This window comes from Cyclobacterium amurskyense, assembly GCF_001050135.1.
In the GTDB taxonomy this organism is placed as follows: domain Bacteria; phylum Bacteroidota; class Bacteroidia; order Cytophagales; family Cyclobacteriaceae; genus Cyclobacterium; species Cyclobacterium amurskyense.
Genome location: NZ_CP012040.1, coordinates 5,988,149 through 6,003,025 on the forward strand (window position 1 = coordinate 5,988,149; position 14,877 = coordinate 6,003,025).

Consider the following 14,877-nt stretch of genomic DNA (forward strand, 5'->3'; position numbering starts at 1 on the left):
TGATACTAAATTATTCAGAGAATAAAAAAAGGGCTAAATGCCCTTTTTTTATTCTCAACGGAAAATCACTCGGGATCCATTAGGTATCAATTTTGGCATATTTAGCATTTTTCTCAATAAACTCTCTACGAGGAGCTACTTCATCACCCATTAGCATACTAAATAAATGATCAGCTTCCGCAGCAGAATCTATGGTTACTCTCTTCAAGGTTCTCGTATCAGGGTCCATAGTTGTTGTCCAAAGTTGCTCAGGATTCATTTCTCCAAGTCCTTTATACCTTTGTATTCCAACACTATCTTCTTTCCCATCAGGAGCTAACTCTTTGATTACCCTTTGTCTATCTTCCTCTGTCCAGCAGTACCTCTCCTCTTTTCCTCTCTTCAATAAGTAGAATGGTGGTAAAGCTATGTACACATATCCGTTTTCTATCAAACTTCTCATGTACCTGAAGAATAATGTAAGAATCAATGTTCTAATGTGAGAACCATCAATATCAGCATCCGTCATGATGATAATTTTGTGGTAACGGAGTTTGGACAAATCCAATTCCTTCTCATCATTTGCAGTGCCAAATTTGACCCCTAAAGCAGTCAAAATATTTTTTATTTCATCATTGTCGTAGATTTTATGCTCATGCGCTTTTTCTACGTTCAATATCTTTCCTTTTAGCGGCAAAATCGCTTGGAAATCTCTATCTCTTCCTTGCTTCGCTGATCCACCTGCCGAGTCCCCTTCGACAAGGTACAATTCACATACAGCCGGATCAGAATTAGCACAATCAGCCAATTTACCAGGTAGTCCACCACCGCCAAGTACATTCTTCCGTTGTACCATCTCACGGGCTTTTTTGGCAGCATGTCTGGCTTGGGCGGCCAGCACTACTTTACCAATAATTATTTTAGCCTCTTTTGGATGTTCTAGCAACCAAAATTGTAAGGTTTCAGAAACAGAAGCATCTACGGCACCTGTCACATCTGAGTTACCCAACTTGGTTTTTGTCTGTCCTTCAAACTGCGGCTCTGCTACTTTCACGGATATTACAGCTGTAAGGCCTTCCCGGAAATCATCACCTGATATCTCTAATTTCACCTTATCTAGCATTCCTGACTTGTCAGCATAGCTCTTAAGGGTTCTTGTAAGGGCTCTTCTAAAACCCGAAACGTGGGTCCCTCCCTCATAAGTATTGATGGTATTTACATAAGAAACCACATTCTCTGTATAGGAGTTATTGTACCCCATGGCGACCTGAACAGGCACACCATTTTTCTCAGACTCTATATAAATAGGTGTCTCAATGATTTTTTGTTTGTTTTCATCCAAATACTCAACAAACTCAACAAGCCCACCTTCAGAATAGAAGTCATCGGACCTGAAATTACCCTCATCGTCCTTTTCTCTTTGGTCGGTAAGTTTAATTCTTATGCCAGCATTCAAAAAGGCCATCTCACGCAAACGAGTTGCTATGGTTTCATATTTGTATTCTAAGATCTGAAATATTTCATGATCAGGCTTAAAATGCACATGGGTTCCACGAGATTCAGTGGTGCCTATTTCTCTAACTTCATATTGAGGAACACCTCTTACATACTCTTGTTCATGTACTTTCCCACCTCTTTTGACAGTTACCTTCATAAGAGAGGAAAGTGCGTTAACACAGGAAACACCTACTCCATGAAGACCACCTGATACTTTGTAGGTATCTTTATCAAATTTACCTCCAGCATGCAAAACAGTCATTACCACTTCTAGTGCCGATCTATTTTCCTTCTCATGGAAGTCAGTAGGAATACCTCTACCATTATCCTGTACTGAAACAGAGTTATCTTCATGAACTGTGACTGAAATGGTATCACAATGTCCGGCTAGTGCTTCATCAATGGAGTTATCTACTACCTCCCATATTAAATGATGTAAACCTTTAAAACCTATATCACCAATATACATGGCGGGTCTTTTCCTAACCGCTTCCAACCCTTCCAACACCTGAATATTCTGGGCTGAATAATCGTTTTTATTCGACGACGCTTTTTCCTTACTCATAGTTAGACTTTATGGCAAAAGAAGTGCCATTTCAAATTCAAATATTTAAAACTCAACTAAAGACAAAAATACACAAAAAAAACGAGACCATAACCCTTTTATTGGCTATAGTTACTATATAATGACCCTTCAGTACCTTTAGGCCTATAGCGCCGATTATAGCACAACAAAAAGCGCCTTAAACGAGATGATCATAAAGGGGGTGTATCTTTTTCCTAAATTAAAAATCTATTATAATAAATCAAATAAGAATTCATCCTTACTGATTGACTAAATTAATATAGCTGATAAGGGATAAAATTGTTTTAAATAAACTAGTACTGATTTGTGCTTAGAAGGACAAGTGTACAAGCTTCTAAAACATCAATACCTTCCTTTTCCGCCATTTCCATAAACTCTTGATTTTCAGTACCTGGATTATATATTATTCTATCGGGCTTTAGTGACAATATATAATCATACCATTCTAATTGGTTTTTAGGTCCTACATAAAGGGTCACTGTATGAACATCAGGAATACTTGGCTTATCTCTTAAATTCAAGATTTTTTCACCGGAGATTATTCCGGTTTTAATGCCCACAGGCACGAAGGGGACATCTCTTTCTTTCAACATTATAGCTGCAGTATGCGCATATCTCGAAGGATTAGGACTTGCTCCTATGATCACCGTCTTCTTACTTGTTTCCATTATTCACCTTTTAATAAAACTTATGCACTTCCAATATCCATTTTGGCATACTTTTCAATCAATTTTTCCGCACACCTTTCGCCATCCATGGCAGCCGAAACAATCCCTCCTGCAAAGCCGGCCCCTTCACCACATGGGTAAAGCCTACTGATTTGTGGATGTTCAAAGCCTTCTTTCGTTCTAGGAATTCTTACAGGGGAAGAAGTCCTGCTTTCCACTCCTACTAAATGGGCATCATTGGTATAATACCCTTTCATTTTTTTATCCATCAGCGGCAAAGCCATTGCCAAACGCTTAGCTATAAACTCAGGCAAGAAATCATTAAAATTAGCACTTTTGAGCCCCGGCTGGTAAGAAGTCTCCAATAAGTCCTTGCTTAGCTTATTATTCACAAAATCCATCATCCTTTGGGCGGGAGCTACCTGTGATTTCCCACCCACTTCCCAGGCTGCCTGCTCTACTTCCTGTTGAAAGACCAAAGCCGATAGTGGGCCATACTTTTGGTATTTGGGTAAATCTTCCAATTCTACAGCCACAACCATACCAGAATTGGCAAATTTACCATCTCTTCTACTTGGACTCATTCCATTCACTACTATTTCTCCAGGAGAGGAAGCTGAAGGCACAATAAAACCACCAGGACACATGCAGAATGAGAAAACGCCTCGCTGCTTGCCATTCAAAACCGTTTGTTGTACCAAACTATAAGAAGAGGCGGGCAAATAAGGGCCTCTATCTGATTGGCAATGGTATTGGATCCTGTCAATTAATTTTTGATCATGCTCTATGCGAACACCCAAGGCAAAAGGCTTTGCCTCTATCAATATGTTCTTTCTTGAGAGGAGGTGAAAAACATCTCTAGCAGAATGGCCAGTGGCCAAAATCACTCCAATACCTGAAATTTTCTCCCCATCACTCGTGACCACACCTTTAATACTGTCTTTTTCTATCAGGAAGTCTGTAACTTTTGTATTGAACAAAACTTCACCCCCAGCTGCTAAAATACTTTCTCGTAATTCGGCAATAAGTATTGGTAATTTATTGGTGCCAATATGAGGGTGGGCATCCACTAAAATATCCTCATTGGCACCATGGGCTACTAAAATTTCCATTATCCGCCTCAAATCCCCTCTTTTCTTGGATCTAGTATATAGTTTTCCATCAGAATAAGTACCAGCCCCCCCTTCTCCAAAACAATAGTTGGAATCAGGGTTTACGATATGCTCTTTGTTCAAAGCTGCAAGGTCTCTTCGTCGGGCCCGAACATCTTTTCCACGCTCCAGAACTATGGGTTTTACACCAAGTTCTATCGCTCTTAGTGCAGCAAAAAGCCCAGCAGGACCTGCTCCTACAATAATAATGGGCTCACTATTTTTTACATTAGGGTAATCTTTGCCACTATTGATCAATGGTTCAGGGTTCTGACCACTAAAGATCTCCACCGTTACATTGATTTTAACCTTTTTACTTCTGGCATCAATGGACCTTTTGGTTGTCCTTATTATTAAGTTTTTGTGGCTAGAAAGTCCTGATTTTTCTGCTACGGTTTTTTGAAACAATGCTTCATCATAAGCTTCTTCCGGACTGAGAACCAGCTGCAATTCTTTTTTCATATTCTATTTTTCAACCGCATCTAGCACTTCTGTCTCTACCCAACGCTTTCCCCACTCCTTGATTTCTAATTCCGTCCACAATTCGGGATAAAAAATTACTTTTTGAAATCTAGGAGGCAAAAACTTTTGCCAATTGGTACCGCCAGTAGCGGCAATATCCATAGGGTTTTTATGTAGGTATTTGACTGCAGATTTATAATGGGCAAGAGGCCAATAAACATTGGCCTTCTCGTCAAGCTCTTTCATCAACTTAGTCAGTTCATCATCCTTTTCTTCAAGGTAAATGTACTTTTTCCACAAGTTGTTCTTTCTGAATTTTGAGATCAATTCCTTTAACTCCGTACCGTATTTCTCTTCAAAGGATTTGAGTGTCAAGGTTTTTTCACCCGTAGCCAGCTCTTTGGCCCCATATTGCCAATAGAGAATATCAAAAAGACTATCGATGCTAGTAAGGTTAATGTCTTTGTAATCTTCCCTTTCCTCTAGGTACACAAGATTCTGAATATCTGTGCACATGATTTCGATCATTCTGTACTGAGCACTTTGAAAACCACTCGCAGGAAGTAAAGACATCCTAAACTTCATGAATTGTTCTCTTTCCATCCCTTTCCACATCACCGCAAAAGAAGAGATCAAAAGGTCAAAATACATAATGACCCTTTTAAGCCTATCTTTAAAAAACTTCACACTAATATTTTCAACAGCCGCCATTTGCTCCAACTCCCAAAGGATGAGGTTAAAGTAAAGTTCAGTTATCTGATGATAGATGATGAAAATCTTTTCGTCCTTAAAAGAAGTTCGTGGTTGCTGCAGGGTCAATAAGGTGTCAAGATTTATATAATCCCAATAATTAAGATAATCTGCATGCAACAAGCCTTCCAAATAAGAAGATAAATCCTGGCCTGAGGCTCTAAACTTTTCTTCCAGTTGTTTAATTTTATCTACAATTTCCTTTTCGGGATATTTTTTTTCCATGCAAGGTGCCGAAGCATTAGTTCACTAAGTTGCTTTTATTGAAATAATTTCCTGTAAAAGCACACAAAAATTCTTTTGGAAAGGCAAATTAATAAGTTTTTTAATGTAATCAACCCACCTTTAAACCAAAATTAGTCAACAGTGAGCTTAATCATAGAATAGGGAAAATTTTTAATCTCAATTAATTCTACTTTTAATGACCACTGTCTTGGTCGGTGTTAAAGGGTCATTGCTAAAGAAGGTGATTGTTTTATGGTCAATCCCTTTCCTACCTTTGGGGTCAAAGGTAAATACAAGATCCATTTTATCTCCACTTTGTAAGTCCATTGCAGGAAGCTCATAAGTCAAGCAATCGCAATTGGTAACTATTTTCCTTATGTTCAGTGGTAGCGGTCCTTCATTTTCTAGGGTCAAAATTCTGGACACCACATTTCTAGCACTAATCTTACCCAAATCAATTTCCATTTCATTGATCTTGAGTTTGGGAACTTTATCCACCTGACTTACTGGCAATGGCTCAAAATATTCGTGAATGGTAGCCATTAAATGAATCGGCAATTCAAACCGCTCCCCAGTCAAAACAGATAACTTAAGTGTATCCCGAATATAACCCAAATCATTTCTTAGGGAAGGATCGTATTCAATTTCTAAAACACCTCTAGTATTGCTCTCTACTACTGAAGGCACCATTCGTACTTTTACATATGAAGGAAGGCTATCCTGTTTTAAATTCAATTGCACTGGAAATTCATTAAAATTATAAAAATCCAGGATTTTAAATTTCGGCTTGTTTGTAAACAAGGTACCCAAATTAATTTGGTCAAAAACAAAGCCCAGGTTATTTTTCTTGACCTTATAATAGGATTCAGGACTATTGGGATAGTGTACATTTACACCTTCTAAAAACAAAGAATCTCCCAATGGTTTCACATTTGTTTTCACCACAATCATTTTCGAAAAACTTCCTCCTCGAGATTCAGGATCAAATGTAACTTGAAGGTGCCCTACCTTTCCTGAGGCTAAAGTATCCTCCGAATAAGCAACCACCGCACAACCACAGTCGGTAATGACCTCTTTTATATATGCATTGGAATCAGTTTGATTCAAATAATAAAAATCTGCCACTCCTTCTCCTCGCTCAGGCAAAACAGCCCCAATATTTACCAAATTGTTTTCCCAGACCAATCCTTTAAGCTCAACTTCCTGACTATGAACCTCTATGAATGAGGAAAGCAATAAAATACCAACTATTAATAAAAACACTGTGTTCTTCATATTGGCAAATAACGTTAAAATAACCACAAATTATTGCTTAAATTCCTTAAATTTGCGTCAAAAACACAATAATGGCAAGAGTACTCACAGGTATACAAAGTTCAGGGAAACCGCATTTAGGGAATATATTGGGTGCAATAAAACCAGCCATAACCTTGACTAAAAATGAAGACAATGAGTCTTTCATTTTTATTGCGGATTTCCACTCCCTTACAACGATTAAAGATCCTGTAGAAAGGATTAACAATGTCAACGCCGTGGCAGCAGCATGGCTCGCTTTTGGACTTGACATCAATAGGTCTGTATTTTACCGACAGTCAAGAATTCCCCAAGTAACGGAGTTAACCTGGTACCTGAGTTGCTTTACTCCTTATCCCATGTTGGCCAATGCCCATAGTTTTAAGGACAAATCTGATCGATTAGCAGATGTGAATGCAGGGCTATTTACTTATCCTGTTTTGATGGCTGCAGATATACTTTTGTATGGAGCGGACATTGTGCCTGTTGGCAAAGATCAATTGCAACATTTAGAGATTTCCAGGGACATTGCCAGCACCTTTAACCATCGCATTGGAGAAGAGTTGCTCAAAATACCGGAGGCTAGAATCAGTAATGATGTAATGATTATCCCTGGCACTGATGGTCAAAAAATGAGCAAATCCTACAACAACTATATTGACATCTTCTTACCTGAAAAGCAACTAAAGAAAAATGTCAACACCATAATTACCGACAGCACTCCATTAGAAGAGCCTAAGGATCCCGATGTTTGTAATGTTTACAAGCTGTATAAACTAATCGCAGATGAAGACCAAACTTTGGCTTTGAGAGAAAAATACCTTGCGGGAAATTTTGGCTATGGTCACGCTAAAAAGGAGTTACTTGGGTTAATTCTGGATACCTATAAAAATGAAAGAGAGCAATATGCTTACTTCTTGAATAACCTCCCTGATCTGGAATCAAAATTAATGGCCGGGGAAGAGAAAGCGAGAGAGGAAGCAGACAAACTTTTAGCCATCCTAAGAAAACGACTTGGTTTCGGTTAATTGTAGAATATTATTTCTTTTAAAGCCCTCGGCTTTATTGGAAGTTGAAGCAAAAAAAATCAGATGCGAATACATCTGATTTTTTTTTGTTTTGAAACCTCAAGTAAGCAATTTCAATGTCTGATCTTAAGCATAAAAAAATGGTAGTCAATTTAAAACTAACTACCATTAATTAATCGTTCTAAATTTCTTTTTTATCTCGATCTCCAAAGGTCTTTCAACGACCTCCCGTTGATCACCATTACAAACCTGGTTGGGTTTGGCACCAAAACAATTCTAACATCCTGACCATCAAATTGCTCAGATTCAATAGGCACCCCTTCCCTACCCTGAACATCATAAGTCACCACACCTCTGGAATCTGGAAGCATCGGAATGTATTTGTTGGCTAAATAGGCAGAAGGAAGTAGGACATCATTGTCTGACACTAAAGTGGCATAAATATCTTCCAACTTACTTTCTAATACATCACCATACTCCTCATTCAGATCATCCTCAAGGTCATGCAATTCCTCTTCAATGTCATCATAATTTGGGTCTGCATAAGTTATTTCGCTCAACTTAATCCTCAACTTCACGATCTTGGAGAGCTCCACATCTAATTTTTCAAAATCCATATACGCTATTACTATTATTTTTTTCTATACATGAAGGTAAATAATATGAATCCATATTCCAACTTAGAATTATTAAAAGTACCTAGGTCTTGTTATAATTTTGAGCCATTTAAAATTCTAAAGACTCAGTAAGGCTAAATCCATATAAATGCTTATATTTTGGACATAATTCTCAAACCAATAAAAATTTTTTTTTAAAATGACAGATGCATCCATAATCAACAAGGCGCAAGCGTGGCTTAGTAGTAACATCGACGAAAAGAGTAAACTAGAGATAAAGGCCTTGCTGGACGCTCCGGACGATACTGAACTTATCGATTCTTTTTATAAAGACTTAGAATTTGGAACAGGTGGCCTGAGAGGCCTAATGGGCGTTGGTTCCAACCGAATTAACGTATATACTATAGGTATGGCTACCCAGGGTTTAGCTAATTACCTAAAACTTAGTTTTCCAGGTGAAGACATTAGTCTTGCTATCACTCACGATTCACGTATCAATAACACCTTATTTGCGGAGACTACTGCCAATGTACTTACTGCCAATGGCATAAAGGTGAAGTACTTTAAAGAAATGCGTCCCACTCCAATGTTGTCCTTCGCTATCAGGCATTATGGTTGTAAAAGTGGTGTAATGGTAACCGCCTCACACAACCCTAAAGAATACAATGGCTACAAAGTCTATTGGGACGATGGAGGACAAGTGGTTGCTCCGCATGACAAAAACATCATCACTGAGGTTTTAAAAATTAAGTCTATCGATGATGTAAATTGGAACAAAAACGATGCCTTGAAAGAATATATTGAGGAGGACTTTGATCTTATTTACCTTAATGAGGTAGAAAAATTAAGTATGTCACCTCAAACTAATTTGGTGGAAAAAGACATGACAATTGTATTCTCCCCAATCCATGGCGCTTCAGGAAAAATGGTTCCTGCAGCTTTAAACGTCTTTGGTTTTGAGAACATACATGTTGTAAAGGAGCAAATAGAGCCGGACGGCAATTTCCCTACAGTCAAATACCCTAACCCTGAAGAGACCGAGGCTCTTGACCTTTCTATAAAGCTGGCAAAAGAAGTAAACGCAGAGCTTGTTCTTGCGTGTGATCCTGATGGAGACAGGTATGCCGCAGTCGTCAAAAACGAAAAAAACGAATACGAATTACTTAATGGTAACCAAACAGGGGCCCTTATTATTTATTACTTGCTCAGCATGTACAGAGAGCAAGGCAGACTTACCGGAAAACAATTCACTGTTAGTACTATTGTAACCACGGGGCTTCTTGGTGAGATTAGCAAAGGTTTCGATGTTCCCTATTATGATGTACTTACAGGCTTTAAAAATATTGCTGCTGTAATCCTTGCCAACGAAGGTAAAAAGGAATTTATAGCCGGTGGTGAAGAGAGTTACGGATTCTTGGTTGGTGATTTTGTTAGAGACAAAGATGGAGTATCTGCCTGTGCAATTGTCGCTGAGATAATGGCCTATTACAAGCAAAAAGGCATGTCAATTATTGATGTTCTGGCTGAGATATACATGTCCTACGGTTTTTATAAAGAATCCCTAATCTCCATCACCAAGAAAGGTAAAGATGGTGCTGAGCAAATTCAGCAATTGATGAAAGGTTTTAGAACCAATAAGCCTACATCAATTAATGGTATTGCGGTTAGTAAAATAGTGGATGTTCAGGAAAGTAAAGTTTATGACATGAAGGCTGGTACAGCATCAGTTCTGGATCTGGAAAAATCAAATGTTATACAATTTTACCTCGAAGATGGAAGTAAAATCTCCGCTAGACCATCCGGCACAGAGCCAAAAATCAAATATTATATTTCAGTGAATGAAAAGCTGCCAAATAGAGAAGCTTACCGGGCAACTGAAGCTTCTTTGGATGCAAAAATTAATGCTTTGAAGAAATTCTTCGAATAGAAAAACAACAGATATGCCGGCTTTTGAGCCGGTATTTTTTTTTACTTCTACTTACAAAATAAGTTTCCCCGAATACAATCGAAAAGAGACTTACCCATCAAACTGACAGGCTAAACTCTACAACCCTTCTGCTTCAGGCGATAAATCCTACTCTTGTTTCTTTTTGGCATAAACTCCGAAAAGGTAGGAAAATATCACAATCCCTCCTGATATAGTAGGAATGTAAGGGTGGTAAATGACTCTAAAAAAATAAAGTATGTATACTATAGCGGCTATAAGCCCTATAATAGACACCGCTATCTGAAGGTTCTTCAACATAATTATTTTAATATAAAACTTATGGTATGGCTACCTTCTGGCAGCTCGAATGATGCACTTTCAAAAGAGGGGGCAGAAAATGTACCTCTGGCATTATTAGAAAAGCCATAAGCATCTTTAGGTATTCCCAGCAGGGTTTTGCGCATTTCACCATCTTCATTTCCATCATGAAACGCGGCTACTGCATAGGTTCCTTTATCCAGGTTACTAAATTTGAATATTGCTTTCCCATTTTCAACTCTTGCTGAAGCACTTAAAACCGCTTCATCAGACTGATCTGGAAAACCTTTCTCACCTTTAAAAAGCAAAAGCTGAACAAGACCTTTAGCCTCACTTTGCAGGTCAATTTTAATGGTAATTTGTGAACCTGTACCTTGGGTTGTCAAGGCCATCAAAACAGATACAAGAATTATTACAGCTTGGTTAATCATTTTGCTAAAGTACGCAATTGATCTATTTTTCCTGAAGGAGTTACCTTGAATTTAGGAATAAATAAGATTTGTTTGGGACTGTGATACTTGGGAAGGATTGACCTGGCTTTCTTAAGAAAGGTCACCGCATTACTATTATTTCCTACCCCCTCAACAACCAAAATAAGTGCCTGCCCCAAGCTTTCATCGGCGGTTCCAGTTAGGAAGAATAATTTTCCCGGAAAATAAACAGACATTAATTCACTCATCTCTTGTGCTATTTCTTCCGGATAAAGCTTTACACCACCTGAATTCACTACATGGTCCGACCTTCCTTTCCAAATAAAAGTTGTGTCACTTTGTAAACTTACAACATCGTTGGTTTGCAACCAGATAGAACCTCCCATAGCTGCATGGATGGACAATCTATTTTGCTCGTCTACTTTTAATTTTACACCTGGTAGCGCTTTGTACTTTAGGTCTCCTTTTTCTTTTAGATTGGCAAGGGCAATATGAGAAACAGTCTCTGTCATCCCGTAGGTTTGAAAAACTTTCCCTGGCAAACAAGCAACTTTCTCCCTTAATTGAGGCGAAATGGAGGCCCCTCCAATGATAATATTATGAATCTGTTCTAAAGCTCTTTTTCCACTCGCAGAACTCATCATTTTTTCTACTTGCAAAGGCACAAAAGCGACAAAATCAATAACCTCGTTTTTCAAATCCTTTAGAGGGTTGGATTCTGGGGGTATCACTCTTAAACAAGCCCCCCATTCCATGGCTCTTACAAGCATCATTTTACCTGCTACCTTGGAAGTGTCCAGACAACAAAGCATGCTACATCCTTCTTTTAAATCAAAAAACAGCTTGGTCGCCTTTGCACTTTCAATTAGCTGGGTACGAGACACCGTTATATTCTTAGGAGGACCGGTAGACCCTGATGTTTGTAATGTAAAATCATTTTTACCATTTAACCAATCAAAACAAAAACCAAATGCTTCTTCATAAATCGGAGAAAGTTGACTTTTGTCTCCCTTTAAAATTTGGTTAAAGGTGAAAGATGAAGTTCCGAATGTTATCATAGGTCTTTTGCTATACAAAATAAATAAATTATCCACTGTCAAGCATAATCGGAAGCCTTAATTTTACAAAATTAAAATTGCCTGTTATCTTGCAGTAAAAAATTAGCCTGGAAATGATCAATTGGAAAACAGTTAAAGAATACAAGGACATTACTTATAAGAAATGTGATGGTGTAGCGAGGATTGCATTCAACAGACCAGATATAAGAAATGCCTTCCGTCCTCAAACTACAAGTGAACTTTATGATGCATTTTTAGATGCTCGTGAGGATGTTAATATTGGAGTTGTCTTATTGTCTGCTGAAGGCCCTTCCTCTAAAGACGGGGTTTATTCCTTTTGTAGCGGTGGGGATCAAAAAGCCAGAGGACATCAAGGTTATGTTGGTGAAGATGGTATGCACCGACTAAATATCCTTGAAGTACAACGACTCATACGGTTTATGCCAAAGGTGGTCATTGCTGTGGTCCCCGGATGGGCTGTAGGTGGTGGACATAGTCTACATGTCATTTGCGATCTTACTTTAGCAAGTAAGGAACATGCCATTTTTAAACAGACTGATGCTGATGTGACAAGTTTTGATGGTGGTTATGGTTCTGCCTATCTCGCCAAAATGGTTGGCCAGAAAAAAGCCAGGGAAATTTTCTTCCTAGGCCGAAATTATTCTGCTCAAGAAGCCTTTGAAATGGGAATGGTCAATGCTGTTGTACCCCATGATGAATTAGAAGACACTGCCTTCGAATGGGCACAGGAGATATTAGAAAAATCACCTACATCTATAAAAATGCTAAAATTTGCCTTTAACCTAACGGATGATGGCATGGTGGGGCAGCAGGTATTTGCAGGAGAAGCCACCCGACTTGCCTACATGACTGAAGAGGCAAAAGAAGGAAGAGATGCGTTTCTTCAAAAACGCAAGCCAAATTTCAAACACATTAAATGGATCCCTTAAACAGGTATTAAAATGGCGATACTTTATTTCACATGCTAGTTTGGATTTCTTATTTTAGATGGAAAAAAGTCTAATTTGGTAGAGTACCGGAGAATTGGCTTTCCTTGTTTTTCGTTTTAGGTCCATTAATTTTTAAAGGATTTAGAGGGGTTGGCTTGTTAATAAGCATAAAAAAGCCCAAGACAACATTTCGTTAGCTTGGGCTTTTTAATTTAACTCCCTCACAGTGATAATATCTGAATTGACTTTTTATGACTTTAGTCATAGTTTAGATTGATCTGACACATTGGTTAATCAACTAGTTCTGAGTATTTTTATGCAATAGCAAATGGAACTTAAAAGATATAGAACATTATGGATTTTGATTTAAAAAGGTACGAAATAGAAGTAACCGATATCTTAAGAAATGGTGAAACAGCTTTATTGTACGAGGCTGCCTTAAGATTAGAAAAAGGATCTGCCATATCCAGTACAGGGGCATTGATGGTTTTTTCAGGAAAAAAAACCGGAAGGAGTCCAAAAGACAAGAGAATCGTTAGACACCCTGAATCCGAAAAGCACATTGATTGGGGTTCAGTAAATTATGAGATGGATGAGCATACCTTTATGGTAAATAGGGAGCGGTCCATAGATTTTTTCAACACTAAAGATCACCTCTATGTGGTAGATGCATATGCCGGTTGGGATCCGAAATTCAGAATAAAGGTAAGAATCATTTGTACACGTGCATACCATGCACTTTTTATGCAAAACATGCTTATCCTACCTACGGCTGAAGAATTGGAAAATTTCGGAGAACCAGATTATGTTATTTTTAATGCCGGAGAGTTCCCTGCCAACCACTTCACTACTGACATGACTTCGAAAACCAGTATAGGGATCAGCCTGGAAAACAAAGAAGTTGTGATCTTGGGTACTGAATATGCCGGAGAAATGAAAAAAGGTATTTTTTCTATCATGAATTATTTAATGCCTGAAGAAGGTGTTCTGTCCATGCATTGCTCTGCCAATGTTGGAGAAAGTGGGGATGTCTCTTTACTATTTGGCCTTTCAGGTACTGGAAAAACAACACTAAGTGCTGACCCTAAGAGAAAGCTAATAGGAGATGATGAACACTGCTGGCATCAAGACGGCGTTTTCAATATAGAAGGAGGTTGTTATGCCAAAGCCATAGATTTAAGCGAGGAAGCCGAGCCTGATATATTTGGAGCCATTCGATATGGAACAGTTTTAGAAAACGTCATTTATGACCCAATTACCAGAGTAGTGGATTATTCTGATACTTCTATAACCCAAAATACCAGGGCTGCCTATCCAATTGATTTCATTGAAAACACAAAAATACCTTGTACAGCAGGCCATCCTAAAAACATAATATTTCTGACTTGTGATGCTTTTGGTGTATTGCCTCCTGTTAGCAAGTTGAGTCCCGAGCAGGCCAGTTACCATTTTATTTCAGGATATACTGCCAAAGTAGCCGGAACAGAAATGGGAGTAAAAGATCCACAAGCAACTTTTAGTGCTTGTTTTGGCGCTGCATTTATGATGTGGCACCCAAATAAATATGCTAACTTACTGGCTGACAAAATTAAAAAACACAATGTAAACGCTTGGCTGATAAATACAGGCTGGAGCGGAGGCTCCTACGGAGTAGGAGCAAGAATTAAATTAAAGTACACACGTGCCATTTTGGATGCAATTCATAATAAAGATTTTGACAATGCTACATTTGCCAGTGAAGGGGATTTTAATCTTCAAATCCCGACAAGCTGCAAAGGTGTGCCTAGTGAAATATTAATCCCAGAAAACACCTGGGAAGACAAAGTTAAGTTTAGTGAAGTAAAAAATAAATTGGTCAACCTCTTTAAGGGAAATTTCAAACAATTTGAAGATCAAGTGGATGAAAACATTTCCAAAGCAGGTCCCAGGTAAATAGC

12 protein-coding genes are annotated in these 14,877 nt (G+C 38.3%); 4 read left to right on the plus strand and 8 right to left on the minus strand.

From position 1 onward, the window contains the following. Nucleotides 1–79 precede the first annotated feature (79 nt). The 5 genes from gyrB to CA2015_RS23755 form a co-directional block, all read right to left on the minus strand. Entirely contained in the window at nt 80–2,041 is a 1,962-nt protein-coding gene (gene gyrB / locus CA2015_RS23735) for a DNA topoisomerase (ATP-hydrolyzing) subunit B (RefSeq protein ID WP_048644144.1), read from the minus strand. Nucleotides 2,042–2,355: 314 nt separating this feature from the next. Further along, nucleotides 2,356–2,730 carry a CoA-binding protein gene (locus CA2015_RS23740; RefSeq protein ID WP_048644145.1) on the minus strand — a complete coding sequence of 125 codons (375 nt, stop codon included), beginning with the start codon at nt 2,728–2,730 and terminating at the stop codon, nt 2,356–2,358. A 20-nt stretch (nt 2,731–2,750) separates the two neighbouring features. Then, nucleotides 2,751–4,343: an NAD(P)/FAD-dependent oxidoreductase gene (locus tag CA2015_RS23745; RefSeq protein ID WP_048644146.1), complete on the minus strand. Its 1,593-nt coding sequence runs from the start codon at nt 4,341–4,343 to the stop codon at nt 2,751–2,753. 3 nt (nt 4,344–4,346) lie between these two features. Continuing rightward, nucleotides 4,347–5,318, minus strand: a complete 972-nt coding sequence (locus CA2015_RS23750; RefSeq protein ID WP_048644147.1) for a tryptophan 2,3-dioxygenase family protein — start codon at nt 5,316–5,318, stop codon at nt 4,347–4,349. A gap of 177 nt (nt 5,319–5,495) precedes the next feature. After that, nucleotides 5,496–6,593, minus strand: a complete 1,098-nt coding sequence (locus CA2015_RS23755; RefSeq protein WP_048644148.1) for a DUF1573 domain-containing protein — start codon at nt 6,591–6,593, stop codon at nt 5,496–5,498. Between the two features lie 71 nt (nt 6,594–6,664). Between CA2015_RS23755 and trpS the strand changes: the two genes are divergently transcribed. Then, nucleotides 6,665–7,639 (plus strand): tryptophan--tRNA ligase, encoded by a 975-nt coding sequence (gene trpS / locus CA2015_RS23760; RefSeq protein WP_048644149.1) that lies wholly within the window; start codon nt 6,665–6,667, stop codon nt 7,637–7,639. A 194-nt stretch (nt 7,640–7,833) separates the two neighbouring features. Here trpS and CA2015_RS23765 read toward each other — a convergent pair whose 3' ends face one another. Further along, a complete protein-coding gene (locus CA2015_RS23765; RefSeq protein ID WP_048644150.1) occupies nt 7,834–8,256 on the minus strand; it encodes a hypothetical protein in 423 nt (140 codons plus the stop codon). A gap of 199 nt (nt 8,257–8,455) precedes the next feature. Here CA2015_RS23765 and CA2015_RS23770 point away from each other — a divergent pair, with 199 nt between their 5' ends. Next, nucleotides 8,456–10,183: a phospho-sugar mutase gene (locus tag CA2015_RS23770; RefSeq protein ID WP_048644151.1), complete on the plus strand. Its 1,728-nt coding sequence runs from the start codon at nt 8,456–8,458 to the stop codon at nt 10,181–10,183. A 320-nt stretch (nt 10,184–10,503) separates the two neighbouring features. Here the strand turns inward: CA2015_RS23770 and CA2015_RS23775 are convergent, their stop codons facing one another. Next, nucleotides 10,504–10,932, minus strand: coding sequence for a DUF2141 domain-containing protein (locus CA2015_RS23775; RefSeq protein WP_048644152.1), 429 nt, complete (start codon nt 10,930–10,932; stop codon nt 10,504–10,506). After that, entirely contained in the window at nt 10,929–11,990 is a 1,062-nt protein-coding gene (locus tag CA2015_RS23780) for an AMP-binding protein (protein ID WP_048644153.1), read from the minus strand. Before CA2015_RS23780 ends, CA2015_RS23775 begins: the two co-directional genes overlap by 4 nt. A gap of 113 nt (nt 11,991–12,103) precedes the next feature. Here CA2015_RS23780 and CA2015_RS23785 point away from each other — a divergent pair, with 113 nt between their 5' ends. Together CA2015_RS23785 and pckA are read left to right on the plus strand one after the other, a co-directional pair. Then, nucleotides 12,104–12,940 (plus strand): 1,4-dihydroxy-2-naphthoyl-CoA synthase, encoded by an 837-nt coding sequence (locus CA2015_RS23785; protein WP_205749790.1) that lies wholly within the window; start codon nt 12,104–12,106, stop codon nt 12,938–12,940. A gap of 354 nt (nt 12,941–13,294) precedes the next feature. Continuing rightward, complete coding sequence (pckA, locus tag CA2015_RS23790; RefSeq protein ID WP_157470584.1) at nt 13,295–14,872, plus strand: phosphoenolpyruvate carboxykinase (ATP); 1,578 nt, start codon at nt 13,295–13,297, stop codon at nt 14,870–14,872. The last annotated feature ends 5 nt before the right edge of the window (nt 14,873–14,877 follow it).